At 73.0% G+C, this 26,007-nt stretch carries 22 protein-coding genes and 1 other RNA gene; 10 read left to right on the top strand and 13 right to left on the bottom strand.

What is annotated here, in order from left to right:
• The first annotated feature begins 23 nt into the window (after positions 1–23).
• Both FHR37_RS10065 and FHR37_RS10060 read left to right on the top strand, forming a co-directional pair.
• Positions 24–1,958 carry an ABC transporter ATP-binding protein gene (locus tag FHR37_RS10065; RefSeq protein ID WP_237768828.1) on the top strand — a complete coding sequence of 645 codons (1,935 nt, stop codon included), beginning with the start codon at positions 24–26 and terminating at the stop codon, positions 1,956–1,958.
• A complete protein-coding gene (locus FHR37_RS10060) occupies positions 1,915–3,747 on the top strand; it encodes an ATP-binding cassette domain-containing protein (RefSeq protein WP_237768827.1) in 1,833 nt (610 codons plus the stop codon). Before FHR37_RS10065 ends, FHR37_RS10060 begins: the two co-directional genes overlap by 44 nt.
• 52 nt (positions 3,748–3,799) lie before the next feature.
• Here the strand turns inward: FHR37_RS10060 and FHR37_RS10055 are convergent, their stop codons facing one another.
• Together FHR37_RS10055 and FHR37_RS10050 are read right to left on the bottom strand one after the other, a co-directional pair.
• Positions 3,800–4,909, bottom strand: coding sequence for a sensor histidine kinase (locus FHR37_RS10055; RefSeq protein ID WP_092883820.1), 1,110 nt, complete (start codon positions 4,907–4,909; stop codon positions 3,800–3,802).
• Entirely contained in the window at positions 4,902–5,618 is a 717-nt protein-coding gene (locus FHR37_RS10050; RefSeq protein WP_092883749.1) for a response regulator transcription factor, read from the bottom strand. Before FHR37_RS10050 ends, FHR37_RS10055 begins: the two co-directional genes overlap by 8 nt.
• A 309-nt stretch (positions 5,619–5,927) precedes the next feature.
• On the opposite strand from FHR37_RS10050, the gene FHR37_RS10045 reads away from it, so the two are divergent.
• Positions 5,928–6,662: a dienelactone hydrolase family protein gene (locus tag FHR37_RS10045; protein ID WP_092883748.1), complete on the top strand. Its 735-nt coding sequence runs from the start codon at positions 5,928–5,930 to the stop codon at positions 6,660–6,662.
• 11 nt (positions 6,663–6,673) lie between these two features.
• On the opposite strand, the gene FHR37_RS10040 is transcribed toward FHR37_RS10045, so the two are convergent.
• The 3 genes from FHR37_RS10040 to FHR37_RS10030 all read right to left on the bottom strand — a co-directional run bounded on the left by FHR37_RS10040 (position 6,674) and on the right by FHR37_RS10030 (position 9,510).
• On the bottom strand, positions 6,674–7,114 hold the full coding sequence (locus FHR37_RS10040; protein WP_237768826.1) for a M15 family metallopeptidase: 441 nt from the start codon (positions 7,112–7,114) through the stop codon (positions 6,674–6,676).
• A 503-nt stretch (positions 7,115–7,617) separates the two neighbouring features.
• An RNA gene (gene rnpB, locus FHR37_RS10035) (RNase P RNA component class A) lies at positions 7,618–8,018 on the bottom strand.
• Positions 8,019–8,070: 52 nt separating this feature from the next.
• Entirely contained in the window at positions 8,071–9,510 is a 1,440-nt protein-coding gene (locus FHR37_RS10030; protein WP_092883747.1) for an RNB domain-containing ribonuclease, read from the bottom strand.
• A gap of 187 nt (positions 9,511–9,697) precedes the next feature.
• Between FHR37_RS10030 and FHR37_RS10025 the strand changes: the two genes are divergently transcribed.
• The 3 genes from FHR37_RS10025 (at position 9,698) to FHR37_RS10015 (ending at position 12,216) form a co-directional block, all read left to right on the top strand.
• Entirely contained in the window at positions 9,698–11,014 is a 1,317-nt protein-coding gene (locus FHR37_RS10025; protein WP_092883818.1) for an SLC13 family permease, read from the top strand.
• Positions 11,015–11,062: 48 nt separating this feature from the next.
• On the top strand, positions 11,063–11,653 hold the full coding sequence (locus tag FHR37_RS10020; RefSeq protein WP_092883746.1) for a universal stress protein: 591 nt from the start codon (positions 11,063–11,065) through the stop codon (positions 11,651–11,653).
• 242 nt (positions 11,654–11,895) lie between these two features.
• Positions 11,896–12,216: a hypothetical protein gene (locus tag FHR37_RS10015; RefSeq protein ID WP_092883745.1), complete on the top strand. Its 321-nt coding sequence runs from the start codon at positions 11,896–11,898 to the stop codon at positions 12,214–12,216.
• A 27-nt stretch (positions 12,217–12,243) separates the two neighbouring features.
• On the opposite strand, the gene FHR37_RS10010 is transcribed toward FHR37_RS10015, so the two are convergent.
• The 8 genes from FHR37_RS10010 to FHR37_RS09975 all read right to left on the bottom strand — a co-directional run bounded on the left by FHR37_RS10010 (position 12,244) and on the right by FHR37_RS09975 (position 20,730).
• Positions 12,244–13,566, bottom strand: coding sequence for a bifunctional RNase H/acid phosphatase (locus tag FHR37_RS10010; protein ID WP_237768825.1), 1,323 nt, complete (start codon positions 13,564–13,566; stop codon positions 12,244–12,246).
• Entirely contained in the window at positions 13,559–14,278 is a 720-nt protein-coding gene (locus FHR37_RS10005) for a zinc ribbon domain-containing protein (RefSeq protein WP_237768824.1), read from the bottom strand. Before FHR37_RS10005 ends, FHR37_RS10010 begins: the two co-directional genes overlap by 8 nt.
• A gap of 20 nt (positions 14,279–14,298) precedes the next feature.
• Positions 14,299–15,132: a Nif3-like dinuclear metal center hexameric protein gene (locus FHR37_RS10000; protein WP_092883744.1), complete on the bottom strand. Its 834-nt coding sequence runs from the start codon at positions 15,130–15,132 to the stop codon at positions 14,299–14,301.
• Between the two features lie 15 nt (positions 15,133–15,147).
• Positions 15,148–16,452: a glucuronyl esterase domain-containing protein gene (locus tag FHR37_RS09995; RefSeq protein WP_092883743.1), complete on the bottom strand. Its 1,305-nt coding sequence runs from the start codon at positions 16,450–16,452 to the stop codon at positions 15,148–15,150.
• 28 nt (positions 16,453–16,480) lie between these two features.
• Positions 16,481–17,776, bottom strand: a complete 1,296-nt coding sequence (locus FHR37_RS09990) for a lactate racemase domain-containing protein (RefSeq protein WP_237768823.1) — start codon at positions 17,774–17,776, stop codon at positions 16,481–16,483.
• Positions 17,777–17,872: 96 nt separating this feature from the next.
• Positions 17,873–18,733, bottom strand: a complete 861-nt coding sequence (locus FHR37_RS09985) for a sugar phosphate isomerase/epimerase family protein (protein ID WP_092883742.1) — start codon at positions 18,731–18,733, stop codon at positions 17,873–17,875.
• Positions 18,730–19,824, bottom strand: coding sequence for a Gfo/Idh/MocA family protein (locus FHR37_RS09980; RefSeq protein ID WP_092883741.1), 1,095 nt, complete (start codon positions 19,822–19,824; stop codon positions 18,730–18,732). The genes FHR37_RS09985 and FHR37_RS09980 overlap by 4 nt, the downstream gene beginning before the upstream one ends.
• A gap of 78 nt (positions 19,825–19,902) precedes the next feature.
• Positions 19,903–20,730, bottom strand: coding sequence for a sugar phosphate isomerase/epimerase family protein (locus FHR37_RS09975; RefSeq protein WP_092883740.1), 828 nt, complete (start codon positions 20,728–20,730; stop codon positions 19,903–19,905).
• A gap of 211 nt (positions 20,731–20,941) precedes the next feature.
• Here FHR37_RS09975 and FHR37_RS09970 point away from each other — a divergent pair, with 211 nt between their 5' ends.
• The 4 genes from FHR37_RS09970 to FHR37_RS09955 all read left to right on the top strand — a co-directional run bounded on the left by FHR37_RS09970 (position 20,942) and on the right by FHR37_RS09955 (position 25,875).
• A complete protein-coding gene (locus FHR37_RS09970; protein ID WP_237768822.1) occupies positions 20,942–22,063 on the top strand; it encodes a LacI family DNA-binding transcriptional regulator in 1,122 nt (373 codons plus the stop codon).
• 126 nt (positions 22,064–22,189) lie between these two features.
• On the top strand, positions 22,190–23,017 hold the full coding sequence (locus tag FHR37_RS09965; RefSeq protein WP_139238978.1) for a sugar phosphate isomerase/epimerase family protein: 828 nt from the start codon (positions 22,190–22,192) through the stop codon (positions 23,015–23,017).
• A gap of 72 nt (positions 23,018–23,089) precedes the next feature.
• Positions 23,090–24,505, top strand: a complete 1,416-nt coding sequence (gene uxaC / locus FHR37_RS09960) for a glucuronate isomerase (RefSeq protein WP_092883737.1) — start codon at positions 23,090–23,092, stop codon at positions 24,503–24,505.
• Positions 24,502–25,875: a mannitol dehydrogenase family protein gene (locus tag FHR37_RS09955; protein WP_092883736.1), complete on the top strand. Its 1,374-nt coding sequence runs from the start codon at positions 24,502–24,504 to the stop codon at positions 25,873–25,875. The genes uxaC and FHR37_RS09955 overlap by 4 nt, the downstream gene beginning before the upstream one ends.
• Positions 25,876–26,007 lie beyond the last annotated feature (132 nt).

Below are 26,007 nucleotides of genomic sequence, written 5' to 3'. Positions count from 1 at the left end.
TTCGTGAGCGAGCCTTCGAGCGCGTGCGAACGCCGCTGCGGAACGCGGGCGCGCTGGCCATCCTGTTCTGGCGGGCGGACCGCCGGCTCACGCTCTGGCTGGCCCTGCTGACCGTCGTCCTCGGTCTGGCGCCGAACGCCACGGCGGTGGCGAGCGGCGCGTTCGTCGGCTCCGTCCCCGGCGCGGTCGGCCACGGCCCGGCGTCCCCGGCAGGCCGGCAGGCGCTCACCTGGCTGGCGCTGGTGTCGCTCGGTTTCCTCGCCGGCGGTGTGGGCCTGGCCGGTTCCCGGCTGTTGTGCGAGCTGATGAACACCAGGCTCACCCAGGCCCTCGCCGCCACCGTCGGGCGAGCCGCGCTCGGCACCGGCGACCTGACCCGGCTGGCCGACCCCACGGTGACCGCCGACCTCGCCGCGGTCGAGGAGTTCGAGCGTTCCGACCTGCACCTGCAGACCGCCTGGTCGGTGCGGATGCTGCTCACCATGCGCACGGCGGGGCTGTGCGCGGCCGGAATCCTCGCCACCTTCGCCTGGTGGGCGCCGGTGGTGCTGGTGGCCGGCTGGTCTGTCACCAACGTGGCGTCCCATCGCTGGATGCGCCGCGGGTTCACCGCCGTACGCGAGGACAGCGGCGGAGCGCTGCGGCGGGCCGACTACCTGCGCGGCCTGCTGGTCGACGCCCCGGCAGCGAAGGAGATCCGCGTGTTCGGCCTGGCCGGCTGGCTCGGCGAGGAGTACACCCGCACCTGGCGGGCGGCGATGGAGGTGGTCTGGCGGGCCCGGCGTACCAACGCGTGGTCACTCGTCGCCGGCACCGCCGCGCTGCTGGCCTGCCACGGCGTGGTGCTCGCGGCACTGGTGCAGCGCACCGGCCGGGGTGAGCTCGGCGCCGGGGCGCTCACCGTCTACGGGTTGTCGGTGATCGGGGTCGGCGAGCTCGGCTTCCTCGGCCCGCCGCAGTGGCGGGTCGCCCGGGCGACGGCGCTGGCCCGGCAGGCCCTCGACCTGTCCGAACGCCTGGGCCCCCCGCCCGCAGCACCCTCTTGCGGCCCGCCGCCCGCCGCACGCCCGGCGGTGACGGTGGTTCCGCGCGGGCCGGCGTCCGGACCGGCGCCGGTGGAGGTACGCCTGACCGACGTGTCCTTCCGCTATCCCGGCCGTCCCGCGCCGGTGGTGCGGCGCCTCGACCTGCGGATCCCGCCCGGCCAGTCGGTGGCCGTCGTGGGCGCGAACGGCGCGGGCAAGACGACGTTGACGAAGCTGGTCTGCGGGCTGTATCCACCCAGCGGCGGCAGCGTTCGGCTGGACGGCGCCGACCCGCGGGCATCCCGGACCGACGGGCCTACCCACGGCGCGCCGGGCCGGGTGGCGGTGGTCTTCCAGGACTTCCTGCGGTACGAGCTGTCGCTGCGGGACAACGTGGGCCTGGGCAGTCTCCCGCTGCTGCACGACGAACGGGCGCTCGGCGAGGCGCTCCGCGACGCGGGCGGGACGAGCCTCCTCACCGACCTGCCGGCGGGATGGGACACCATCCTGGCGCGCGGCTACGACGGCGGTGTCGACCTGTCCGGCGGGCAGTGGCAGAAGGTCGCGCTGGCCCGCGCGCTCGTCGCGGTGCGCGGCGGGGCCGGCCTGCTGATCCTGGACGAACCGACCGCCAACCTCGACGTCCGTGCGGAGACCGAGCTCTTCGACCGCTTCCTGGCCCTCACCCGGGACACCACGACGATTCTGGTCACCCATCGGCTGGCCAGCGTCCGGCACGTGGACCGGATCGTCGTCCTGTCCGACGGCAAGGTGGCCGAGGACGGCGACCCCGACACGTTGCTGGCCGCGGGGGGCAGGTACGCGCGGATGTTCCGCCTCCAGGCCGAGCGGTTCGCCGACCACACCGACCCAGCCGACCATGCCGACCATGCCGATCAGCCCGGCGCACCGACGGGAGGCGCCGATGCGTGAGCACTGGGCAAACCTCGCACTGCTGGTGCGCACCGCCGTCCGTACCGACCCGTGGCGTTCCCTCGGCAGCCTGCTGGAACCCCTGGGCAGCCTGATGTTCCCGTTGTTCGGATGGTTCCTCGGGCTGCTGGTCGACGGGCTGCTCACCGATGACAAGGCCAGGTTGACAACCGCCGCCGTGGGCCTGCTGGCCACGGTCGCCCTGCGCTACGTCGCGGCGTACGTCGGCACCGCGATCCGCACCGGCCTCGCCGAGCGGGTGGGGTTCGCGTTCGACGAGGAGATCGCCCGGCTGGCCGGCGGGCTCCCAGGCCTCGCCCACCAGGAACACACCGGCTACCGCGACCGGCTGGAGTTGCTGCGCCAGAGCCAGGGCGCGCTCGGCCAGTCGCTCAACCACGTGGTCTCCACCGCCAACGCCGTCGTCGGCGCGCTCGGCACCGCGGTCGTCCTGGTGCTGGTGCACCCGCTGGTCCTGCTGCTGGTGGTGTTCGCCCTGCCGGCGCTGCCGCTCGCGGCGCTGCAGCAGCGCGGGCACGCGCGCGCCGAGGAGGCCTCCGCCGCGCCGGCCCGGCTGGCCCGCCACCTGCGCGGCCTGATGCTCGATCCCCGGGCCGCACCCGAACTCCGGGTCCTCGGGCTGGGGCCGGAGTTGCTGGAACGGCTGGACCGGGCGTGGACCGCGGCACGACTGCCGCTGCACCGGGCGCAGGTGGTGGCGTTCGCCATCTCCGCCGTACGCTCCCTCGTCTTCGCGGTGGGCTTCGGGCTCGCGGTGGGCTTCGTCCTGTGGCGGGCCGCTCGCGGGCTGGCGGGCGCCGGTGACGTGGTCACCGCGGTGGTGGTCTGCCAGCAGGTGCAGAACCAGGTCCTCGGACCGGCGTACGGGCTGGCCGGCATGGGCCGGGTGCTCCGTGCCGCGGGCAGGCTGCGGTGGCTGCGCACCCACGCGGCCGCCGCCACCGCCGGCCTCGGCGACCGGCCGGCGCCGGACAGCCTGGGCGAGGGCATCGAGTTGTCGGAGGTGTCCTTCCGCTACCCCGGCACCGGTACTGGTACTGGTACTGGCACGTGGGTGCTGCGCGAGGTGTCGGTGCGGATCCGGCCCGGCACGGTAGTCGCGGTCGTCGGCGAGAACGGCGCCGGCAAGTCGACCTTGGTGAAACTGCTGACCAGGCTGTACGAGCCCACCGAGGGCCGGGTGCTGGTGGCCGGCACCGACCTCGCCGAGGTGTCACCGGACAGCTGGCGGCGACGGGTGTCGGGTGCGTTCCAGGACTTCGCCCGGCCGGAGTTCGCCGCGCAGTACGCCGTCGGGCTGGGCGACCTGCCCCGCCGCGACGACGGTGCGGCCGTGCGGTCTGCGCTCGCCCGGGCGACCTCCACCGACCTGTTCGGCGTGTTGCCGGAGGGTTCGGCGACCCAGCTCGGCGCGACCTGGCCGGGTGGCGTGGACCTGTCCACCGGGCAGTGGCAGCAGCTCGCGCTCGGCCGGGCGCTGATGCGGCCGGACCCGTTGCTGGTCTGCTTCGACGAGCCGACGGCGAGCCTGGACGCCCCGACCGAGCACGCGTTGTTCGAGCGCTACGCCGCGACCGCGCGAGCCGGTCGGGCGGCCGGGGCGGTGACCGTACTGGTGTCGCACCGGTTCTCGACGGTCCGGTCGGCCGACCTCATCCTGGTGGTCGACCGGGGCCGGATCGCCGAGGCGGGCACGCACGCGGACCTGATGGAGCGGGCCGGGCTGTACGCCGAGCTGTACGCCATGCAGGCGCGCTCCCACGCGTGACGGATCAGGCCCACAGGGTTCTCACAGCGACGACGGCGAGGTGAACGTACGCTCACCCGGCTCCGCTCGGAGACGGCGCCCGCGGCGCGCGGGGAAGCCGGACCGTCACCAGGAGGCCACCGGCGGGGCGGGCCGCGAGGTCGAGCGTCCCCTCGTGGGCGCGGACGATGCTGCGCACGATGGCCAGCCCGAGACCGACGCCGGCATGGTCGTCGGTGCGGGCGCGTTCGGTTCCGCGCTGGAAGGGTTCGGTGAGGGTCGGTACCAGCTCCGCGGCGAGCCTGCGGCCGGTGTTCTCGACCCGCAGCACGCTCGCGTCGTCGCGCCGTTCGGTGTGCACGGTCACGATGCCGTCGGCGGGGAGGTTGTGCACGATCGCGTTGTGTACGAGGTTCGTGGTCATCTGCAGCAGGAGTGCCGGTGAGCCGAGGGTTGGGGTGACGTCGCCGGAGGTCTCGAGCGTGACGCCGTGCTTCTCCGCCAGCGGGAGGAGCGTCTCGGTCGCCTCCTCGGCCAGGAGGGACAGGTCGACCTCTTCTCGGGCAAAGGTGCGCTGGTCCGCCCGGCTGAGCAGGAGCAGTGCCTCGGTGAGGTCGATCGCCCGGGTGTTGACGGCGTGCAGGATCCGGACGAGTTCGCCGGTGTCGCGGTGCGGGTCGTTGCGGGCCACCTCGAGAAGCGTCTGCGTGATCGCCAGCGGGGTGCGCAGTTCGTGGGAGGCGTTGGCCGCGAACCTCTTCTGCTCCTCGACGTGTGCCTCGAGCTGCTCGAGCATGGCGTCGAAGGCGTCGGCGAGCTCGCGGAACTCGTCCCTGCCACCCTCCATCTGGATCCGGTGGGACAGCGATCCGGTCGCGGCCTTGCGGGTGGCGTTCGTGATCCGGGTCAGCGGCGCGAGCATGCGGCCGGCGAGAATCCACCCGCCCGCCAGACCGAACATCAGCAGGAACGCCATCGCCTGGAGCGCCCGCGGGGCGAAGGCGCGCTGGAGATCGGAGCGGTTGGGGATGTGCGGGCCCGGTATCCAGAACTGCCCGTCCGGAACGTAGCGCAGCAGGAAGACCCACACCACGGCGAGCAGCAGGCCACCGGCGAGCATGAGGAAGCCGGCGTAGCTGAGGGTGAGTTTGAGCCGGACGCTCAGGCCGGGGGGCCTACCCACCGTCGGCTCCTCCGTCACCGCTGTCGGCTCCTCCGTCCGGGGCGCCGGGGCCTTCGTCGATGCGGTAGCCGACGCCGGGCACGGTCGCTATCAGCCAAGGTTCGCCGAGCCGTTTCCGCAGGGCGGAGACGGTGATCCGAACGGCGTTGGTGAACGGGTCGGCGTTCTCGTCCCAGGCCCGCTCCAGCAGTTCCTCCGCGCTGACGACACCACCCTCGGCGCCGACGAGGACCTCGAGCACGGCGAACTGTTTGCGGGTGAGCGCGACGTAGCGTCCGTCGCGGAAGACCTCCCGGCGGAACGGGTCCAGCCGAAGGCCGGCGATCTCGCGTACCGGGGGCCGGGCGTGCCCACGCCTGCGGTCGAGCGCCCGCAGCCGCAGGACGAGCTCTCGAAGCTCGAACGGTTTGGTGAGGTAGTCGTCGGCGCCGAGCTCGAACCCGGAGGCCTTGTCGTCGATCCGGTCGGCGGCGGTGAGCATGAGGATCGGGATGCCGCTGCCGGAGGCGACGATCCGCCGGGCGATCTCGTCGCCGGAGGGTCCGGGAATGTCGCGGTCGAGGACGGCGAGGTCGTAGGCGTTGGTGCCGAGGAGTTCCAGGGCGGCGTCGCCGTCGCCGGCGATGTCGGCGGCGATCGCCTCCAGCCGCAGACCGTCACGGACGGCCTCGGCGAGGTAGGGCTCGTCCTCCACGACCAGCACACGCATACCCGAAGCCTAGGCTCCACGGCATATCGCGGGCATATGTGAACCCGGCACCCGCCGGGCAAGGATCACCCGTGAGCCGAAACGATCTCCGCGCGGTGGTTTCCGTGGCGCCGCCGGAATCCACCGAACCCCCGCCGGAAAACTCCGTTGGCCGGCCACGGCAGCCGCTGCTAGCTTTCAGGAGGCCGTGCGAGAGACCGAGGAGGTGGTACCCGTGAACGCATCGACATGGGTGCTCCCCTCTGGGGTCACGGTCGGGCGGTAGGTCGTCCGGGAGCGCCGTTTCGAGCACTCCTGAAAGGCACGGCCATGCGATTCACTTCCGAACGACGCCTCGACGACGGCGTCCTAGAACGCGACTTCACCCTCGGCGACGTCCCCGGGATCCTGTGGACGCCCGGTGCCGCGGCACCCCACGCCCCCACCCCGCTGATCCTGGCCGGGCACAACGGCGGCCTGCACAAGCGGGAGTCACGGCTGGTGGCCCGGGCCCGGCGGTCCGCGGCGGCGTACGGCTACGCGGTGGCCGCCATCGACGCCCCCGGGCACGGTGACCGTCCTCGTCCGGCCGGCGAGGAGCAGGTCCGCGCCGACCTCCGCCGGGCCAAGGAGGCCGGCGAGCCGATCGAGGAGATCCTCGACGCCCTCGTCGTCCCGCTGGTCGAAAGGGCCGTCCCCGAATGGCGGGCCACCGTGGACGCCCTTCTGTCGCTGCCCGAGATCGGCGGCCCGGTGGGCTACTCGGGGATGACCGCCATCGGCATCCGGCTCGCGGTGGTCGAGCCACGCATCGTGGCCGCCGGATTCTTCGCCGGAGGTTTCGTGCCCCGTGCCCTACGCGGGCAGGCTCGGCAGGTCACCGTTCCGCTGCTGTTCCTGCTGCAGTGGGACGACGAGGGGAACGACCGGCAACAGGCCCTGGACCTGTTCGACACCTTCGGCTCGAAGGAGAAGACGCTGCACGCCAACCTGGGCGGACACACCGGCACCCCGTGGTTCGAGGTCGACGACGGGAACCGGTTCTTCGACCGGCACCTGAGGTGAGGCCGGCCGGTTCACCGACGCATCCGCGGGTCCTCGGTGGGGTCGGCGTACATCCGCGGGCACCCCTCGCGAACGGCATCGGGACGCAGTTCGTAGTGCCAGGACTCGTTGCGGTAGATCTGGCACAGGCCGTACGCCGCGCCGTGCGCGGACAACCAGGCAGTGGCGCCGTACGGACCGATGTCGATCGCATCACCCGACACGTGGGCGGACGTCTCCGGGGTGGCCACCCACCGCGCGGCCTTCTCCCGTGAGCCGTACTCGGCGATGGCGTCCTGCAACAACCGCTGCTGGTACCCGGGCGAGCGCCAGCCACTGTCGACCCGGAAGGCGACGCCGTCGGCCTCGGCAGCCGTCGCCGCCCGGTGCAGGGCATCGAGGAGATCCGGGGCGAGCCTGCCCACCGCCGGTACTCCCTCGTCGAACACCGAGACCTTCGTTCCGTCGGGCACGACGCCGTCGTCCTCCCCCAGCGCGGCCCGCGACTGCCTGCCGGTCGGCGGCCTTCGAACCTCTGCCGTCGGACCGGACCGACCTTCCGGATCCGACCGACCTGCCGGATCTGACAAGCCTGACGGGCCTGGCGGGGTGGGCGCCGTCGACGTGTTCGTCGCGGTCGGCGCGCCCGTCTCGCTCGACGGAGCGGACGCCAGGAGCGACCGCCGCATGAGGAGCGCGGCGATCACCACACCGAGAAGCGCCAGAGTGACCAGCGCGACCCGGCGCGCGGGAGGGGCCGGAGCCGGCCGTGATGTGCGGTGGTCCATGCCTCCAGCGAAGCCGGAAGGCTGTTGCGAAGGCGTACGCGATTCTCGATACGCCCGCCATACCTGCGATCCGGGGCGGCGGAGAGTCGGCGCAAGCCGAGGTTGACGGGACCGGGCGCAACCCGGCGTTGACAGTCCGGACGCGCCCCGGGCCCCGGGCGCCCGGGGCGCCGACGAGCGAAAGGGGGTGGACGAGCCGGCCTGTAAGCCGGATTCTGTGATCGGCGGCCATCCATCTCGGGTCGCCGTTGCCGGCGACCTCCAGCGGCCTACCCGCAGACCTCGGGCGAGCAGCCCTCGAACGCCTGCGCGGGATCTGCACCCGAAGGTGCCGTCCCTTCTTGGCCTTGCTCCGGGTGGGGTTTACCGAGCCACCTGAGTCACCCCAGGTGCTGGTGGTCTCTTACACCACCGTTTCACCCTTACCCGCACCCCGGCTCGTGGAGCCGGGGCCGCTGGCGGTCTGTTTTCTGTGGCACTGTCCCGCGGGTCGCCCCGGGTGGGTGTTACCCACCACCCTGCTCTGTGGAGTCCGGACTTTCCTCGACGAACGTCGCGAGACGCTCGACGCGGCCGCCCGGCCGGCTCGTCCGCCGCCAAGCCTAGCGGCGTCCGGCCGGTCGGTGTCAGGGCAGGCGGGGTCACGCCAGTTCGAAGTGCACCCTTCGGCGGGTGACGTCGGCCTCGGCCAGCCGCAGCCGGACCACCTCGCCCAGCGGGAGCCGCTCCCCCGTCACCCTCGCCTCCACCGCCGGGTCGCGCAGTTGGACCGTGCCCTTGGCCGCACGCTCGTCCACCTCGGTGATCACGCCGGTGAACGCGGCGCCGACGTGGTTCTGCAGCAGGGCCGCCTCCACCAGGTCCACGAGCGCGCGTTCGTACTGGTGGGCCCTCCGGTCGGCCGCCTCCATCTGCTTCGGCACCACGGGCAGTCCGGCCCGGACCCACGCGGGCACCTCCCGCTCCGCGCACAGGGAGACGCACACCTCCGCGGCGTACCTGTCGACCAGCCGGCGCAGCGGGGCGGTGACGTGGGCGTACGGCGAGGCCAGCGCGGCGTGCAGCGGCTGCTCGGGAGCCCCGCCCTCGAACGCCGTGTAGCCGGCGCCGCGCAGGGTCACCGTGGACGACGCCAGCAGCGCGGCGTGGGAGGGCTGGTAGGGGTCGAGCGTACGGATGAAGTCGGCGTACGACGTCTCCTCCGGCCAGGGCACGGCGAGCGCCCGCGCCGAGCGCCGCAGCCGGGCCAGGTCACGCGGGTCGGCCGGCGGCAGCGTCCGCAGGACGCCGATCCCGCCGGACAGCATCAGGTGGGCGGCGGCCATGCCGCACATCAGCGACATCTGGGCGTTCCAGCGCTCCACCGGCAGCGGCGCGCGCAGGACGAGCGTCCAGCCCGACCCGTCCTGGGCCACCTCGCGGTCGGGGCTGGGCAGGTCGACGCCGCCGCGGTCGTGTTCGCGTTCCTCGCGCAGCCGGCCGACCTCGCGCAGCAGCCGCGCCTGCTCGTCGGCCCGACCGTCGTCAAGCGCACGTTGCACCCCGACGTAGGAGAGCTTGGCGCGGCTGCGGATCATCGCCCGGCGTACGTCGACGCCGACGCCCTCCCCATCGGCGTCGAGGTCCATCGTCCACAGCAGCGCCGGGCGGTCCACGCCCGGCAACAGGCTCGCGGCGTCCTCGCAGAGCACCTCTGGATGCAACGGGATCCGCCGGTCCGGTGCGTAGAGCGTGACGCCGCGCCGGTGGGCCTCCCGGTCCACGGCGCCGTCGGGTACGACGAACGCCGCCACGTCGGCGATCGCGTAGTGGACGCGGTAGCCGCCTGCCTGCCGGCGTTCCAGATGGACGGCCTGGTCGAGGTCGCGGGAGTCGGCCGGGTCGATGGTCACGAACGGCAGGTCGGTGCGGTCGGCGCGTCCGGCTCCGGCCGGGAAGGTGGTCGCCGCGGCCTCCCGGGCGTCGGCGCCGACGGCCTCGGGAAAGCCGTCGGGGAGGTCGAGTTCGGTACGGATCCGCACAAAACCGGCTCGTACGTCGGCTCCGTCCGCCGCGGCGAGGCGAAGCCGGCGAAGGGGCACGCGCAAAGCTTCGGCGATCCGGCCCCCGGCCGCAACAGCCCGGTCAGAGCTGCCGGCGGAGACCAGCGCCGAGGACCGCTGTCAGGACCGGCGTCGGGACCGCCGTCGGGACTGGCGGCGAGGTGGGCCGGGGCGGGGTCTTCTACGCTTCGGCCGTGAGGATGTCGGCGGCCATCGGGGCGTGGTCGTGAACTGGCCCGAGGTGGTCGCGGTCCTGGCGCTGGCCGGCGTCCTGGCGTTCGCCGTGGCCCGGCCGCGGGACTACCCCGAGGTGGTCGCGGCGGTCCCGGCGGCCGTCCTGGTGGTCCTCACCGGCGGGTTGTCGGCGGCCGCGGCCTGGCACCAGATCCTCGACCTGGCCCCGGTGGTCGTGTTCCTGGTGGCGATCCTGGTGATCGCCGACGCGTGCGACGCCGAGGGCCTGTTCACCGCGCTGGGCGGGATCCTCACCAGGACCTCGCGGGGCTCGCCGAAGCGGCTGCTCACTCAGGTGTTCGTGGTCGCCTCGCTCACCACCGCCGTACTCAGCCTGGACGCCACGGTCGTACTCCTCACTCCGGTGGTGGTCGCGGCAGCGCTTCGGACGAGGGTCTCGGCCCGCCCGCACGTCTACGCCTGCACGCACCTGGCAAACAGTGCGTCGTTGCTGCTGCCGGTCTCCAACCTCACCAACCTGCTGGCGCTGGCGGCGTCCGGGCTGTCCTTCCTCGCCTTCGCCGGGCTGATGGCCGGGCCGTGGGTGGTGGCGATCGCGGTGGAGTACGTCGTGTTCCGGCGGTTCTTCGCCGCCGACCTGCGCAGGCAGGGGGCGGCGACGCGGACCGGTGCGACTGCGGAGACGGCGTCCGATCCCGAGGTGCGACCGGACCGTGCCGCCGATGCCGCCGATGCCGACCGGGTGTCGCTCCCCCGCGTGCCGCTGGTCGTGGTGGCCGTCGTACTCCTCGGCTTCGCGGTGGCGCAGCCGCTCGGGCTGGAGCCGGTGTGGTTCGCGGTCGCCGGTGCGGTCGTTCTCGCCGTACGGGGGATGCGGAAGCGGCTGGTGTCGCCGCGCCGGGTGGTGCGGGCCGCGGGCCTGGACTTCGCGGTGTTCGTCCTCGGGCTCGGCGTCGTGGTCAGCGCGGTGGCGGCGGGCGGACTCGGCGACGCGGTGGGCGCGGTGCTGCCGAGCGGTACGTCCCTGCCGGCCCTGCTGGGGGTGGCGGCGGTGGCGGCCCTGCTCGCCAACCTGGTGAACAACCTGCCCGCCATCCTGTTGCTGCTGCCGCTGCTGGCCGGGTCGGGGCCGGGTCCGGTGCTCGCCGCCCTGATCGGGGTGAACGTCGGACCCAACCTCACCTACGTGGGTTCGCTGGCGACCCTGTTGTGGCGGCGGACGCTGCGGCTGCGGGGCATCGAGCCGGCGCTGCGGGACTTCCTGACCCTCGGGGTGGCGACGGTTCCGCTCACACTGGTGCTCGCGGTCGTGGCACTCTGGTGCTCACTCGTCGTCGCCGGGATCTGAGCTCCCCGCGTGGCCCGGCTTCTCCGGTGGTCCGGAAGGTGACCGCGAATGACCGTACTCGTCTGGGTGACCGAAGACACCTGGCCTGCCTGCGTGGCCGCTGCCGGTGAGTACGCCGGCCCGGGTGAGCCCGTCGTGCTCGCCCACGTCACCCCGGCCGAGCTCCACGGCGCGGCCGAGGGTGCGTTCGGTGCACTACTCGGCCGGCACCACCACGATCGCGACCCGGCCACCCGGATCGACGCCCTCGCCGGGGAGAACGCCCGCGAACTCCTCGCCGCCGCGGCGGAGCGGATCGGCCCGCGCGACGGTCCGGTGCGTACGGTCGAACGCCAGGGCCGGGTCGAGCGCGAGATCGTCGACCTGGCCGGACAGGCTCGGCTCCTCGTCTGTGCGCGTACCGGCGACACCGACCGGCTCGGGCCGGCCAGCCTCGGGCACGCGACGAGGTTCGTCGTCGACCACGCGCCCTGCGCGGTGCTGCTCGTGTGGCCGGGCGCCGCCCCCGAGTTGGACACGCTTCCGCCCCCGCCCGGGCATGGCCACGAACACGGCCCTGGTCACGGCCCCGGCCCCGGCCCCGGACCTGGCCACGAACACGGACGCGGGCACCCGCATGGCCCCGAGGGTGAACCCTGAGATGTGAGCACCGAGGATCGAACGCCCGACAGGCCGACCTGGTCGCGCGGGTCCGAGCCGAGCCGAGCCGAGCCGCGGCGATTCTTCCGCGGAAGAATCGCCGCTCACCCGCAGGCTTTCGCCGGGCGGTACCCGCGGCCCGCCGAGGGGCACGCCGGGAACTTTGCTGCTCCGTCTCGCTCTCGACCAGTCGGCCAGTGGAGAAACGAAGTCCTGTCGGTGGTGGCCACTAGGGTTCGAACATGTCTTCGATCAACGAGGTTTGTCAGGCGAAGAGCGAGTTCGGGCGGAAGCTGACCGCGCTGTTCGCCGAGATCGACGCCGCACTCGACCTGCTCTCCCGCACACCTGTCGAGTCACTGACACCCGACGAGAGGAGGGAGGTGCTCGAGCAGCTGAACTACATACGAGCGCAGCTCGACGCGGTGGAACGGAAACTGCTGGAGCACGCTGAAGCCCACGGCTTCGTTCTCCCGCGGCCCGGCACCGAGCCCGTCCACGAGCACGTGAGCCGGCCGGGAGTCTTCGCGGCGCGGACCGGCGGCGCGGTGGTTCGCCCGTGATCGCGTCCGCCGAGCGTGTGGATACAGCTAGTCGTGGAGCGGTTCGCCCATTCCGGGCTCGCTCACCGGCACGCCGAACGACCGCAGCGACGCGGCGCCGTCGGCGAACCACCGCACCTCCGTGAGCGCGGCCGGCGGGAGTTCCATCCGGTACGCCGCGCGGATCGGCACGTCGAGTGCCAGGCAGGCGAGCAGCTTGATCGGCGTCACGTGGGTGACCACCACGACGGTCTTGTCGCCGTACGTACGGATCAGCCGGTCCCGGGCCGCGCGCACCCGGGTGAGCACCTGCTCGAACGACTCGCCACCCGGCGGCGCCACGGAGGTGTCCGCCAGCCAGGCTGAGAGTTCGGCCGGCCAGCGCTGCCCGACCTCGGCGAAGGTGTGACCGTCCCACTCGCCGAACGCGGTCTCGGCCAGGCCGGGCTCCACCTCGACGGGCAGGCCGAGTGCGTTCGCGACCACGTCGGCGGTCTCGCGCGTCCGCCGCAACGGCGAGCTCACCACAGCGGCGACACCGAGCCGGTCGGCCAACGACCGTGCGGCCGCGACGGCCTGGGCGCGGCCGCGTTCGGTGAGAGGAACGTCGGCTCCGCCGGACCCGCTGAAGCGCTTGGCCTGGGAGTGTTCGGTCTCGCCGTGCCGCAACAGCAACAGCGTGGTGGCGCTGCCGGCATCGCCGCCCCAGCCGCGGGCCGGCGCGGAATCCTCCGCTGCCACGGATCCCTGCTCTGCCACGGATTCAGGTATTGCCGCGACGTCCAGTTCTGCCACGGATTCCGGTACTGCCGCGGAGTCGTCTGCCGGCGCGGAGCTGTCGGCCGTCGGGTCGGCCGCTCCCGCTGACGAGGCGCCGACCTCCCAGACCGGCGGTCCACCGTCGAGTACGGCATTCAGCAGGGCGTCGGCGGTCTTGTTGCGTTCGCGCGGCACCCACGTCCAGGTGGGGTTCGCCGGCACCAGCGCGCGGGCCTGCTCGGCGAGCCGGCGCATGTCGGCGTGCTTGACCTTCCAGCGGCCGGCCATCTGCTCGATGACCAGCTTGCTGTCCATCCGGATCTCCACGGCCGCGTCCGGGTCGAGTTCGCGGACCAGCTTCAGCCCGGCGATCAGGCCGTTGTACTCCGCGACGTTGTTGGTCGCGGTGCCGATCCGCTCAGCCGCCCGGGCGACCACGTCGCCGGACTCCGCGTCGCGGACCACCGCGCCGTACGCCGCCCGGCCGGGGTTGCCGCGCGAGCCGCCGTCCGCCTCGACGACCAGCCGCCTGCCTGAACCCGCCGAACCACCGGAAACTCCGGAAACTCCGGAAACTCCGCCGGACGAGTGCTCGAACAGCCGGTCAGACACCGGACTCCAGCGTGCGGATCAGGATCCGGCCGCACTCCTCGCAACTCAGTACGGCGTCGTCGGGCTTCGCCGCGATCTGGCCGAGGTAGCGCGCGTCCAGCTCCATCCGGCAGCCCTCGCACCGGCGCTGCCGCAACGCCGCGGCGCCGACACCGCCGTGCTGCGTACGGCGCTTCTCGTACAGCTTCAGCAGATCGTCGGACACCCCGGCCGCGGTGTCGGTGCGCTCGCGGCGCACCTGCTCGGCCTCGGCGTCGATCGAGGCGTACGCGCGGTCGCGGGCCTCGTCGACCTCGGCCAGCTTCGTCCCCAGCTCGGTCTCCCGGGCGGTCAGCTGCTGCTCGTGGGCGGTGGCGGCCTCGAGGCGTTCCATCACGTCGAGCTCGACGTCCTCGAGGTCGGACTGGCGCCGCTGCAGCGACTCGATCTCGTGCTGGAGGCTCTCCAGGTCGCGGGCCGAGCCGACCTGGCCGGACTGCAGCCGCTGCTCGTCGCGTGCCCGCCGGTTGCGGACCTGCTCCACGTCGGACTCGGCCTTGCGCTGCTCGCGGGTGAGGTCGCTCACCTGCGCCTGGGCGGTCGCCAGCTCGGAGGTGAGCTTGGCACGCTCGGCCCGCAGGCGTTCGCCCTCGGCGACCTCGGGAACCGTCCGGCGGCGGTGGGCAAGCTGGTCGAGCCGCAGGTCCAGCGCCTGGACGTCGAGCAGCCGCATCTGGATGAACGGGTCGGCGTTCAGAGGGTCCCTCCCTGGTCGGCGTGGCTCGCCCACGGGTCCGTGCAAAGCGTCGAGACGCGGGTCTCCACCGTAGTGCCCCGCTCGGCGAGCACTCCGCGGAGCCGGTCGGCGGCGTCGTCCAGCCAGAGCCACTCGCTGGCCCAGTGGGCGACGTCCAGCAGAGCAGGCGCGCCGGGATGCTCGGCGGCCTCCGAGGCCGGGTGGTGGCGCAGGTCGGCGGTGACGTAGGCGTCCACGCCGAGGGTCCGCACCGTGTCGAGGTAGGAGTCGCCCGCACCACCGCAGACCGCGACCGTGGCCACGGTCCGCTCCGGGTCACCGGCGACGCGTACGCCGTGCGCGGTGGGCGGCAGCGCGCCGGCCACCCGGCGGCCGAACGCCGCCAGCGGCTCGGGCGTGGGCAGGACGCCGACCCGGCCGACGCCGAGCCACGGGGTGTCCGGGCGCGGGTCGAGCGGTCGCAGGTCGGTGAGGCCCAGCGCGCCGGCCAGGGCGTCGGACACCCCGGGGTCGGCGGCGTCGGCGTTGGTGTGGCAGACGTGCAGCGCGGTGCCGGCGCGGATCAGCGAGTGCACCAGCCGGCCCTTCGGCGTCGTCGCCGGCACGCCGTGCACGCCGCGCAGGAAGAGGGGGTGGTGGGTGACGATCAGGTCGGCCGGCCAGTCCAGCGCCTCCCGGGCCACCTCGGCCACCGGGTCGACGGCGAACAGGATCCGGCGTACCTCCGCGTCGGGATCACCGCAGACCAGCCCCACAGCGTCCCAGTCGGCGGCCCAGCGGGGGTCGTACAACCCGTCGAGGACCTCCACCACCTGCGCGAGCGTCACCACCCGGCAACCCTAGCGTCAGCCGCCGGCGGGTCCGGACCGGTCCGTGTCCTCCGGGAACCCTCCGAGGTGCCGGTCCGCCGCGTCGGCGAACCGCGCCCAGTCGCCGTCGGTCATCGCGTGGCCGCCGGGACGGATGTGGTAGCCGAGCCGGCTGGGTACGACGGGGCGGTCCGCCGACGGCGGCTCGGTGGCGGCGAGCCCTTCCACGCCGAGGAGTTCGTAGACCGGGGAGGCGTACTTCGCGCCGAGGAACTCGCCTGCCGGGTCGGCCCAGGTGTCCTCCTCCGCGCTGGCGACGTACGCCGGACGCGGGGCGACCAGGGCGAGGAGCTGGTGCTGGTCGACCGGCAGCGCCTCCTCCCGCCCGGCGTAGCCGGCGAACGCGGGGCAGAACCAGTGCGGGAACCTGCTGGTGATCGCCTCGACGGTCTCCCCGACCCGTCGCCGCGACAGCGCCGCACCGCCGCAGCCGGAGTTGTTCGAGACCGCCATCGCGAACCGTTCGTCGCACGCGGCGGCCCAGATCGCGGCCTTGCCGAGCCGGGAGTGACCGGCGACGATCACCCGGCCGGCGTCGACGCGCCGGTCGGCGCGCAGGTGGTCGAGGATGCGGGACAGCCCCCAGGCCCAGGCGCCGAGCGCACCCCACTCGTGCTCGCCGGGCCTGGTCTGCCCAGGAGTCTGCCCAGGAGTCTGCCCGGAGGCGTAGAAGAGCGGGTGTACGCCGTTGCCGAAGTCGTCCACGTCGGGGTCGATGTCCTGGTAGCACGCGGTGGCCACGCCGTAGCCGCGGTCGACCAGTTCCGCCAGCGGCCACGGGTGCTGCACCGGGTCGGAATCCTTGGCCGAGCCGTTCTCCACCACGTCGTTGCCGCGGAAGTTCAGCGCCAGGAACACCGGAGCGGGCGAGGTCGCCGACGCGGCCGCCGGGAGGTACGTCAGCACGGTCACCGCCACGGCATCCGCGGCATCCGCGGCGGGGACTTCGGAATCCGGTACATCGGCGGCGGGGCGGCGGAACGTCAGCCGGGTCTCCACCCGAGTGGCCCGGCCGTCCAGCGCGGGCCCCTCGGCGAGCACCTGCGCGCCGGCCTCGACCGCGCCGTTCGGCGTACGGCCGTAGACGTGCTCCTCGAACGCCGCGAGCAGCTCGGGCCGGCGGCGCTCCCACCAGTCCGCCGGCGTACGCACAGGCGTGCCGTCCGCGCATACCAGCGGGTCGGGCAGGCCGCCGGGCACGGACAGCTCCGCCTCCGGCACCGCCAGCCGACCGGCCGGAAGGTCCGTACCGCTGCCGACATCACTCTCGGTGGAAGTCATCGCCGTCCCCTCAAGCCAGTCGGGCCCGTCACGATCGCAACCGGAACAACACCTCGCCCGCGTTCGGGACCACCAGCGTCTCCGGGTCGCGGGCCCACTCCTCCGCGTCCACCGCGGCCGGGTCGAGATAGTCGAGGTTCAGCGCCCGGGAACGCTGCTCGTCCAGGCCGGTGGCGAGCGTCACCGTGATCCGGCACCGCTCGCCGTGCTCGGCGTCGTACCGTCCCGCCCCGCGGACGTGGGTGGAGTGCGCGAGCACCGAGCGCGGCACGTCGGCGAACCGGTCCCACTGGCCGGTGAAGTAGTCGCGGCAGTGGTAGCCGACCTTCTCGATCAGCGTGCCGTGGGTACGGCTGACCTCGTGCACGTGCGGCGCGTACAGCACCACCTGTCCGCCGTCGGCGACCACCGGCTCGACCTTGTACATGCCCTTGGACGCGGTCCACAGCTCGTCGTAGCGCGGCGACACCAGGGACAGCACCCGGCGCACCGGCCGGTCGAGGTAGCGCACGTGCGTCTGCGCGGACACCTCCGCCGCGGCCGCCCACGCCTCCTCCGGCGTGCCGAACGCCAGCGCGTGCAGGTCCTTCGTACCGGACGCGACCACCACCGCGAGGCACAGCCGCTCCGCCGGGATCCGGACGGCGGCCCGGTCGATCAGCGCGCGCACCGGCGTCACGCCCGGCATACCGATGATCTCGACGTTGCTGATCAGCGCGCCTAGCCAGTGCGACAGGTCGATGATCTCCCGGCCGGCCACGCCGGGGAAGAAGTACTTGTTGCCGCCGGAGAAGCCGACCACCTCGTGCGGGAACACCGGCCCGAGGACGAGCACCACGTCGGAGTCGACGACGTGCCGGTTGATGCGTACTGTCACCGGCTCCTCGAACCGGCCCTCGGTCACCTCCGCCACCTCGGCCGCCGGGATGTCACCGAGGGAGACCAGCGCCTCCGGGATCCACCACTCGTGGTTGACGACGGTCGTGCCCGGATAGGTGGCCTCCAGCTCACCGGGCCGGTAGCCGAGGTGGGCGGCCAGCGCCTCCTCCGGCATCGCCGGGTGCGTGCCCAGCGCGACCAGCACGGTCAGGTGGGCGACCCGGCCGTGCACGGCCCGGTGTACGGCGCCGAGCAGCAGCGGCAGCGGGCAACTACGGGTGGAGTCGGGCACGACCACGCACAGGTTGCGCCCCTCCAGCGGAACGTCGGCAAGGCGCTCGGCGACGAACGCCGCGGCCTGCTCGGCCGGGACGGTGCTGCTCGGCGCGTCCGTCCCTCCCGGCGCGTCTGTGCCGCCCGGTCCGCCGATGAGGTCAGCGCTCACGTGAAAACTCCCCTGCGTTAAGGCCCTGCGTTCGGTCCCACCGCTGCCCGGCGGCTCCGGGCAGCGGCGTCGGCCTCTGCCCGGAGCACACCGGCGTCAGCCGGCGATCTCCTTCAGGTACGCCAGATTGTCGCGTACCCGCTCCTCCAGCGGGACCTCGGTGGAGAAGTCCTCCACCGACACCCAGCCGGAGTAGCCGTGCTCGCGCAGTGCCGCGAAGAGTTTGGGCAGGTTGGCGACACCGTGCCGCATCGGCGCCCAGCCCCACTTCCAGTCCGTACGGTCCGCGCCCTCGACCGGGACGGCCACCGGCGCGGCGTTCTTCACGTGTACGTGCGCCAGGTGCTCGCCGAGGATCTCCAGGCTCCACGGGTCGTACTCGTACCCCTCCTGGAGCATGTTGCCGATGTCGTGGATGACGCCGACGTGGCGTGGGTCGAAGCCCTCCACGAAGCGTGCCGCCGACGAGGCGCTGGACGTCAGCGACTGGTGGTGCAGCTCGATCAGCGCCTTCACGCCGTACTGCTCGGCGAGTTCGGCGACCCGGCGATACTCCTTGCGCCGTTGGGCGAACGCCGCGTTGTAGCCCTCCGGCCCGGGCTTGCCGACCGGCACCCGCATCTGCCTGACTCCGAGCTCCGCCGCGCCGCGCATCAGGCGTTCGACGTCCTCGATCTCGTCACAGCGGGCGTACGCGCCGAGCGACGGGATGCCTAGGCCGGCCTTCTCGGTGATCTCCCTGATCCGGGGTACGTCCTCGGTGAACGTCGACAGCGGCCAGGTGCACCTGTTGCCGACCCAGAAGCTCGAGGCGCCCGCCGGCGGCTGCTGGTCGACGATCCGCCACTCGACCCCGTCCCAGCCCTGCTCGGCGAGCTTGCCGACCGCCTCCTCCGGAGTCCACTCGGGCAGGCTCGCGGTGAAGACGGCGAACTTGAACGAACCGGCTGCGCTCATCGGGTCAGCTCCTCGATCCGGATCGGCCCCTTCGTCCGCGCGGACTCGTAGATCCCGCGGATCAGGGCGAGCGTCTTGGTGCCCTCGGCGACGGTGACCAGCGGCGGGCGCTTGTCGTCCAGCGCGTCGAGGAAGTCCACGAACTGGGTGGTGTGCGACGTCGCCGTCAGCCCCGCCACCGTGGGCTCCTCGTCCTTCTTCTCCGCGGCGGGGGCGAACCCGGCGGCGGCCAGCGCGGCCTCCGCCTGGTTGGCCGAGGAGCCGGCGCCGTAGGCGTAGTCCTCGTCGCTGTCACCGGCGGAGTGGTAGTAGGTGAGCTTGGTGGCGTCGATGACCGCCGAACCCTGGTCACCGTGCACGTGCACCTTGGTGGTGAGGCCCGGGTAGGCCGCCGTCGTGCCGTGCACGACACCGAGCGCGCCGCTGGCGAACCGCACGGTGGCGACCGCGGTGTCCTCGACCTCGATCCGCTCGTGCGCGAGGCAGTCCGCCCAGGCGTACACCTCGACCGGCTCACCGAGGAACCACGTCATCAGGTCGATGGTGTGGATGCCCTGGTTCATCAGGGCGCCGCCGCCGTCCAGCTCCCAGGTGCCGCGCCAGTCGCCGGAGTCGTAGTAGCTCTGGCTGCGCCACCACGACATGATCGCGTTGCCGGAGGTGATCCGGCCGAACTTCCCCTGCCGTACGGCCTGGTGCACGACCTGGCTGGCCGGGTCGTACCTGTGCTGGCTCACCACCATCGCGGTCCGATCCGACCGCTTCTCCGCCTCCAGGACCCGCTTGGCGGCGTCCAGGGTGATGTCCAGCGGCTTCTCGATGATGACGTGCTTGCCGGCGTCCAGGGCCGCCACCGCCCCGTCGGCGTGCAGGCCGCTCGGGGTGGCGATCGTCACCACGTCCACGTCGGAACGGCCCAGCACCTCCTCGATGGAGTTCGCCGCGTCGACACCGTGCTGGCTGGCCAGCTCCTGCGCACGCTCGGGCACGACGTCGGCCACCACGGCCAACTCGGCCCTCGGCTGCAGCGACTGGATGGTCTGGGCGTGGGTGCGGCCGATCACGCCGGCGCCGATCACTGCGAATCGCATCTGTGCCCCTTCTGTCGAGCTTCGTGTCGCGCTCTGCTGGGTCTGGTGTCTGGCTGGTCTGGCTGGGGACTGGTCGATCTAGTGGTACGCGATGCCCTCGGCGTCGAGGATCCCGGTGAACGCCCGGGTCGCCGTGCCGAACAGCTCGGGGCCGGAGAACCCACCGGACTCACCCATGTAGGCGAGGTGCGGCTCCATCGAGAAGTAACTGTCGAATCCGTCCGCCTTCAGCGCGCGGACCGTCTCCGGGATCTGCCCGTCGCCCTCGCCGGCGGGGACCACCCGGCCCTCGGCCGCCACCGCGTCCTTGATCTGCAGGTAGTCGATGTAGGGCCGCAGGTCGGCGAAGCCGTCGGTGAACGGCGCCACGTCGCACAGGACGAAGTTGGCCGGGTCCCAGACCAGGCGCAGCTTGTCCGAGCCGACCGACTCCACGATGTCCAGGCAGCGGGACGGGACGTCGCCGTAGATCTTGCGTTCGTTCTCGTGGGCGAGGATGACGTCCTGGTCGCCCACCCGGTCCGCCAGCGCCGACATCCGCCGCAGCACCTCGTCGCGGTGCTTGGCGGGGTCCTCGCCGTCGGGCATCCAGAACGAGAAGATTCGGATGTACGGCGCCTGCAGCTCCTTCGCCACCCACAGCGCCCGGTCGAACCGCGCGAGGTGCTCGTCGAAGTCGTCGTGGATGCCGACCTTGCCGATCGGCGAACCGACCGCGGACAGCCCGATGCCGTACTGCGCGAGGATCCGCTTCAGCTCACCGACCTGGTCGTCGTCGAGGTCGAGGACGTTGGTGCCCCAGGCGCTGCGGAACTCGACATACCGGATGCCGAGCTCGTTCAGCGTGCGGAACTGCACGTGCGGGTCGGGGTCGATCTCGTCGGCGAATCCGGAGAGGGTCCACATCGTTGGCACGTGCTCCTCGGTCTGGTCGGGCGGTGCGGGTCGTACCTGCCGGTCGGGTGAACGGACAGCCGGTGAGCGGGCGCCCACGCTTTGCGGCACGGCACACGACCGGTTGTGGCAACTATGGCAACCGGTTGCCAAACTTTGTCAAGAGGGGTGAGACTAGGCCGTCCGACAACGGCAGCCGTCGCGAGGTGGAGGGAGCGACCTGGTGAGTGACCGGACGCCGACGATCCACGACGTGGCCGCCCGCTGCGGGGTGAACGCCTCCACGGTGTCGCGGGCCTTCACCCGGCCCGAGCGGGTCAGCCCGACCACCCGGGACCGGATCCTCGCGACCGCCGCGGAGATGGGCTACCGGCCCAACGCCATCGCCCGGGCGCTGCCGTCGGGGCGCACCCGCACCCTCGGGCTGCTGGTCCCCGACATCACCAACCCGTTCTTCCTCGACCTGATCCGCGGCGCCGAACGCGCCGCGACGGCGGCCGGCTACACGCTGGTGCTGGCCGACACCGAGGAGACCAGCCAGCAGGAGACGACCGTGGTCGAGCGCCTCACCGGCGCCGTGGACGGGTTCGTGCTGGCCTCCTCCCGGGCTTCGGACGAGCGGCTGCGGGAGATCCACGCGAAGACCCGGGTCGTGGTGGTCAACCGCCGGGTCCGGCCGCTGCCGGGCGTCCTGATCGACAGCGCCCACGGCACCCGGCAGGCCGCCGAGCACCTTGCCTCGCTCGGCCACCGGCGGATCGCCTACCTCGCCGGCCCGCGCGCCTCCTGGTCCGACGCCCGCCGGTGGCGAACGCTGCAGGCGGTGGCCCGTCACCGCGACCTCGAGGTGGTCCGGATCGGCCCGCTCGCCCCCACGGTCGACGCCGGGATGGCCGCCGCGGACTCCGCGGTGCTGGACGACGTGACGGCCGTGGTGACGTTCAACGACCTGCTCGCCATCGGGGTGCTCCGCCGGCTGCGCGACAGGGGCATCGACGTACCCGGGCAGATCAGCGTGGTCGGCTGCGACGACATCTTCGGCGCCGACTTCTGCCACCCGTCCCTGACGACGCTGGCCGCGCCGATCGAGTCCGCCGGCCGGTCCGCGGTCGACCTCCTGCTGGGCCTGCTCGCGTCCGACCGGCCGCGCCCGGGTGACGCCCAGGGCGCGGAGGGCGGAGAGGGCGCCGAGGGCGCCGGGGCCGGCGAGGACGTCGTACTCCCCACCAGGCTGACGATCCGGGAGAGCACCGGCCCGGCACCGGGTCGCGCACGCGGCCGGTCCCCGCGCCAGCGGGCGGCCACCGACCGGCGTACCGCCAGGGCGGTGGGCGCCACCGGCTGACCCCGCACATTTGGCAGGCCAACCCCAAAGACCAACCCCAAAGACCAACCCGGCAAGCAGTCCCGGCAGGCAACGCAGCAAGGCATCCAGCTCGACGACCACACCCACCACCGGAAGGTGTACGTGATGAAACTCAGCTTCAGCACGCTCGGTTGTCCGAACTACACCCTGGACCAGGTTCTCTCCACCGCGACCGGCAACGGCTACGACGGTGTCGAACTCCGCTTCCTGCGCGGCGAGGTCGGCCTGCACGAGCTGGAGGAGTTCTCCGCCGAGGGCCTGCCCCGCACGAGGGCGAGGTTCGAGCAGGCCGGGGTGGAGCTCGCCTGCCTGGACACGAGTGTCCGGTTCACCTCGCCCGACAAGGACGAACGCGCCCGCCAGCTGGAGTCGGCCCGCACCTACGCCCGGATCGCCGCCGGGCTCGGCTCGAAGTACATCCGGGTCTTCGGCGGCACCGTGCCCGACGAGGGCCCGGAGCTTACGGAGACCACCAAACGGATCGCCGAGGGGCTCGCCGAGGCGGCCGCCGCCACCCGCGCGGAGGGCGTCACCGCGGTACTGGAGACCCACGACAGCTTCTGCACCTCCGCCCAGGTCGGCGAGCTCCTGTCGTACGCACCGAACGACGACCTCGGCATCCTGTGGGACGTCCTGCACTCCTACCGCAACGGCGAGCCGCTGGAGCAGACCTGGCAGGCGCTGGGCGAGCGGATCCGGCACGTGCACCTGAAGGACTCCGGGGCCTACTCCCCCACCGACTTCGACTTCCGGCTCACCGGCGAGGGCACCATGCCGATCGGTGAGTTCGTCGGGCTGCTGGACCGGGAGGGCTACACCGGCTACCTGAGCTTCGAGTGGGAGAAGGCCTGGCACCCCGAGATCGAGGAGCCGGAGGTCGCGATCCCGCAGTACGCGGAGTACATGCGCAAGCTCGTCCCGGCCGCGAGCTGACCCCACCGAACACTTGAAGCACCAGTAGCCCCCGAAGCCCCCACCCCGGGCGAACCACGAAGAAGGGACCGGATGACCGACATCGAACTCCACCCGGACCGGCTGTTCCCGACCGACCCGAGCGTGCGGTCCATCGCCCGCCGGCTGTACGACGAGGTGGCCGGGCTGCCGATCATCTCCCCGCACGGCCACGTCGACCCGGCGATCCTTGCCGAGGACCAGCCGTTCGGCGACCCGGCCAACCTGCTCGTCGTACCCGACCACTACGTCACCCGGCTGCTGCACGCGCACGGGGTGTCGTTCGACAGCCTCGGCGTCCCGCCCGGCGCGCCGAAGGGCGACGCCTCGCCCCGGGAGATCTGGCGGACGTTCTGCTCGCACTGGTGGGCGTTCCGCGGCACTCCTTCGCGTTACTGGCTGGAGGCGGAGCTGGTGGACGTGTTCGGCGTGCGCCTGCGGCCCTCCGCCGAGACCGCCGACGAGATCTTCGACCAGCTCAGCGAGCGGCTCGCCGCGCCGGAGTTCCGACCGCGGGCGCTGTACGAGCGGTTCGGGATCGAGGTCCTGGCCACCACCGACGACCCGGCCGACGACCTCGCCGCGCACCGGCAGCTCGCCGACGACGCGACGTGGAAGGGCCGGGTGGTCCCGACGTTCCGTCCCGACCCCTACCTCGAGCCCGCCCGGCCGGACTGGGCCGCGAGGGTGGCGAGACTGGGCGAGGTGACCGGTGAGGACACCACCGGGTACGCCGGCTACGTCGCCGCGCTGGAGCAGCGGCGGGCGTACTTCAAACGCAACGGCGCCACCGCGACCGACCACGGCCACGCCGACGCGGGCAGCGAGCCGCTGGAGCCGGCCGAGGCGACCCGCATCTACGCGGCCGCGCTCACCGGCGCCGCCACGGCGGAGGAGGCCACCGCGTTCCGCCGGCACATGTTCACCGAGATGGCCCGGATGGCGTCCGAGGACGGTCTGGTGATGCAGGTGCACCCGGGCGTGCTGCGCGACCACCACACCGGCACCTTCGACCGGTACGGCCGCGACGTGGGCGGCGACATCCCGATGACCACGGAGTACACCCGGTCGCTGCGGCCGCTGCTGCAGCGGTACGGCACCCACCCGAACTTCCGGATGGTGCTGTTCACCGTCGACGAGGACGTGTTCTCCCGCGAGATCGCGCCGCTGGCGGGCTTCTACCCGTCGGTGTTCGTCGGCGCGCCGTGGTGGTTCATCGACACCCCGGACGCCATCCGGAGGTTCCGCGACGCGGTCACCGACTCGGTCGGCTTCCACAAGACGGCCGGCTTCGTCGACGACACCCGCGCCTACTGCTCGATCCCGGTACGCCACGACATGGCCCGCCGGCTCGACTGCGGGTACCTCGCCCGACTGGTCGCCGAGCACCGGTTGCCCGAGGACGAGGCGGCCGACACCGCCGCCGACCTCGCGTACCGGCTGCCCGCCTCGACCTTCCGCGTCGCATGAGGGGGCTGACGAGGGCGCAGGCCGGTGCCGGCGGCCCGGCTCCGGTCCGGGTCGTGCACCTCGGCCTCGGCGCGTTCTTCCGCGCGCACCAGGCGTGGTACACCCACGTGGCCAACACCGCCGACGGGACCGAGCCGGCCGGCATCGCGGCGTTCACCGGCCGGCGGCCCGACGCCGCCCGGCCGCTCGCGGACCAGGACGGGCTCTACCACCTGCTGGTCCGCGACCGCGACGGCGACCGGACCGAGCTGGTCACCAGCCTGTCCGGGGCGTACGACGGCGCCGACGCGAAGCTGCGGGACGGTGCGCTCGCCGACCCGGCCGTCGGCACGGTCACCCTCACCATCACCGAGGCCGGCTACCTGCGGGCCGCCGACGGCGCGCCCGACCTGGCCGACCCGCGGCTGGCCGGCGACGTGGAGCGGCTGCGCGCCGGTGACTCCGCGGTGTCCACGGCACCGGGCCGGCTGCTGTCCGGCCTGGCCGCGCGCCGGGCGGCCGACGCCGGCCCGCTCGCCGTCGTACCCTGCGACAACCTGGTCGACAACGGCGCCACGATCGCCCGGGTGCTCACCGGGGTCGCGGACGCCGTCGATGCGGACCTCGCCGCGTGGGTACGCGCGAACGTGTCGTTCGTCTCCACCACCATCGACCGGATCACCCCCGCGACGACGCCGGAGGACCGCGAGGTCGTCGCCTCCCTGAGCGGGTTCTCCGATCAGGCGCCGGTGGTGACCGAGCCGTTCACCGAGTGGGTGCTGGCCGGGGACTTCCCGGCCGGTCGGCCCGCCTGGGAGCACGCGGGCGCGCGGTTCGTCGACGACGTACGGCCGTTCGAGCAGCGCAAGCTGTGGTTGCTCAACGGCGCGCACTCCCTGCTGGCGTACGCGGGTCCGACCCGGGGCCACGAGACCGTGGCGGAGGCGATCGGCGACCCGGTGTGCCGGGGCTGGGTGGACGCCTGGTGGGACGCGGCGGCGCGGCACCTGGCGCTGGACGCGGCGGACATCGCGAAGTACCGCGCCGACCTGCTGGAACGGTTCGCCAACCCGCGCATCCGGCACGCGCTGGCGCAGATCGCGATGGACGGCTCGCAGAAGCTGCCGATCCGGGTGCTGCCGGTGCTGACCCGCGAACGCGCGGACGGCGTGCTCCCCGAGGGCGGGGTGGTCGCCCTGGCCGGGTGGCTGGCCCACCTGCGGGACGGGACGCGCGTACGCGACCCGCGCGCCGAGGAACTCGCCGGCCTGGCCGGTGGCCCGGTGGACGACGTCGTGCCCCGGGTGCTCGCCGTCCTCGACCCGGCACTGGCCGACGACGCCGAACTGGTGGCCGGCGTACGCCGGACGCTCACCGAGCTGACCGGCTGACCGGCTGAGCCCGGCCCGGGACAGGTCGGGGCCGGCGGCCGGCCGGCGCGACAAGCTGCATCACGGAAGCGGGACCGTCCGAGTGGGCGGTCCCGCTTCCGCGTCCGCGGACCGCGTCCGTGGACCCAAACT

Source organism: Actinopolymorpha cephalotaxi (genome assembly GCF_013408535.1).
Classification (GTDB): domain Bacteria; phylum Actinomycetota; class Actinomycetes; order Propionibacteriales; family Actinopolymorphaceae; genus Actinopolymorpha; species Actinopolymorpha cephalotaxi.
The sequence above is the reverse complement of the archived record's forward strand: the minus strand, read 5'-3'. Positions and strand labels throughout refer to the sequence as shown.

Excerpts from the sequence above, each read along its gene's own strand:
- FHR37_RS10060 (WP_237768827.1), top strand. The coding sequence starts at position 1,915 with ATGCCGATCAGCCCGGCGCACCGACGGGAGGCGCCGATGCGTGAGCAC.
- FHR37_RS10050 (WP_092883749.1), bottom strand. The coding sequence starts at position 5,618 with ATGCGTGTGCTGGTCGTGGAGGACGAGCCCTACCTCGCCGAGGCCGTC.
- FHR37_RS10045 (WP_092883748.1), top strand. The coding sequence starts at position 5,928 with ATGCGATTCACTTCCGAACGACGCCTCGACGACGGCGTCCTAGAACGC.
- FHR37_RS10020 (WP_092883746.1), top strand. The coding sequence starts at position 11,063 with ATGACCGTACTCGTCTGGGTGACCGAAGACACCTGGCCTGCCTGCGTG.
- FHR37_RS10015 (WP_092883745.1), top strand. The coding sequence starts at position 11,896 with ATGTCTTCGATCAACGAGGTTTGTCAGGCGAAGAGCGAGTTCGGGCGG.
- FHR37_RS10005 (WP_237768824.1), bottom strand. The coding sequence starts at position 14,278 with ATGCGGCTGCTCGACGTCCAGGCGCTGGACCTGCGGCTCGACCAGCTT.
- FHR37_RS09995 (WP_092883743.1), bottom strand. The coding sequence starts at position 16,452 with ATGACTTCCACCGAGAGTGATGTCGGCAGCGGTACGGACCTTCCGGCC.
- FHR37_RS09985 (WP_092883742.1), bottom strand. The coding sequence starts at position 18,733 with ATGAGCGCAGCCGGTTCGTTCAAGTTCGCCGTCTTCACCGCGAGCCTG.
- FHR37_RS09980 (WP_092883741.1), bottom strand. The coding sequence starts at position 19,824 with ATGCGATTCGCAGTGATCGGCGCCGGCGTGATCGGCCGCACCCACGCC.
- FHR37_RS09975 (WP_092883740.1), bottom strand. The coding sequence starts at position 20,730 with ATGTGGACCCTCTCCGGATTCGCCGACGAGATCGACCCCGACCCGCAC.
- FHR37_RS09965 (WP_139238978.1), top strand. The coding sequence starts at position 22,190 with ATGAAACTCAGCTTCAGCACGCTCGGTTGTCCGAACTACACCCTGGAC.
- uxaC (WP_092883737.1), top strand. The coding sequence starts at position 23,090 with ATGACCGACATCGAACTCCACCCGGACCGGCTGTTCCCGACCGACCCG.
- FHR37_RS09955 (WP_092883736.1), top strand. The coding sequence starts at position 24,502 with ATGAGGGGGCTGACGAGGGCGCAGGCCGGTGCCGGCGGCCCGGCTCCG.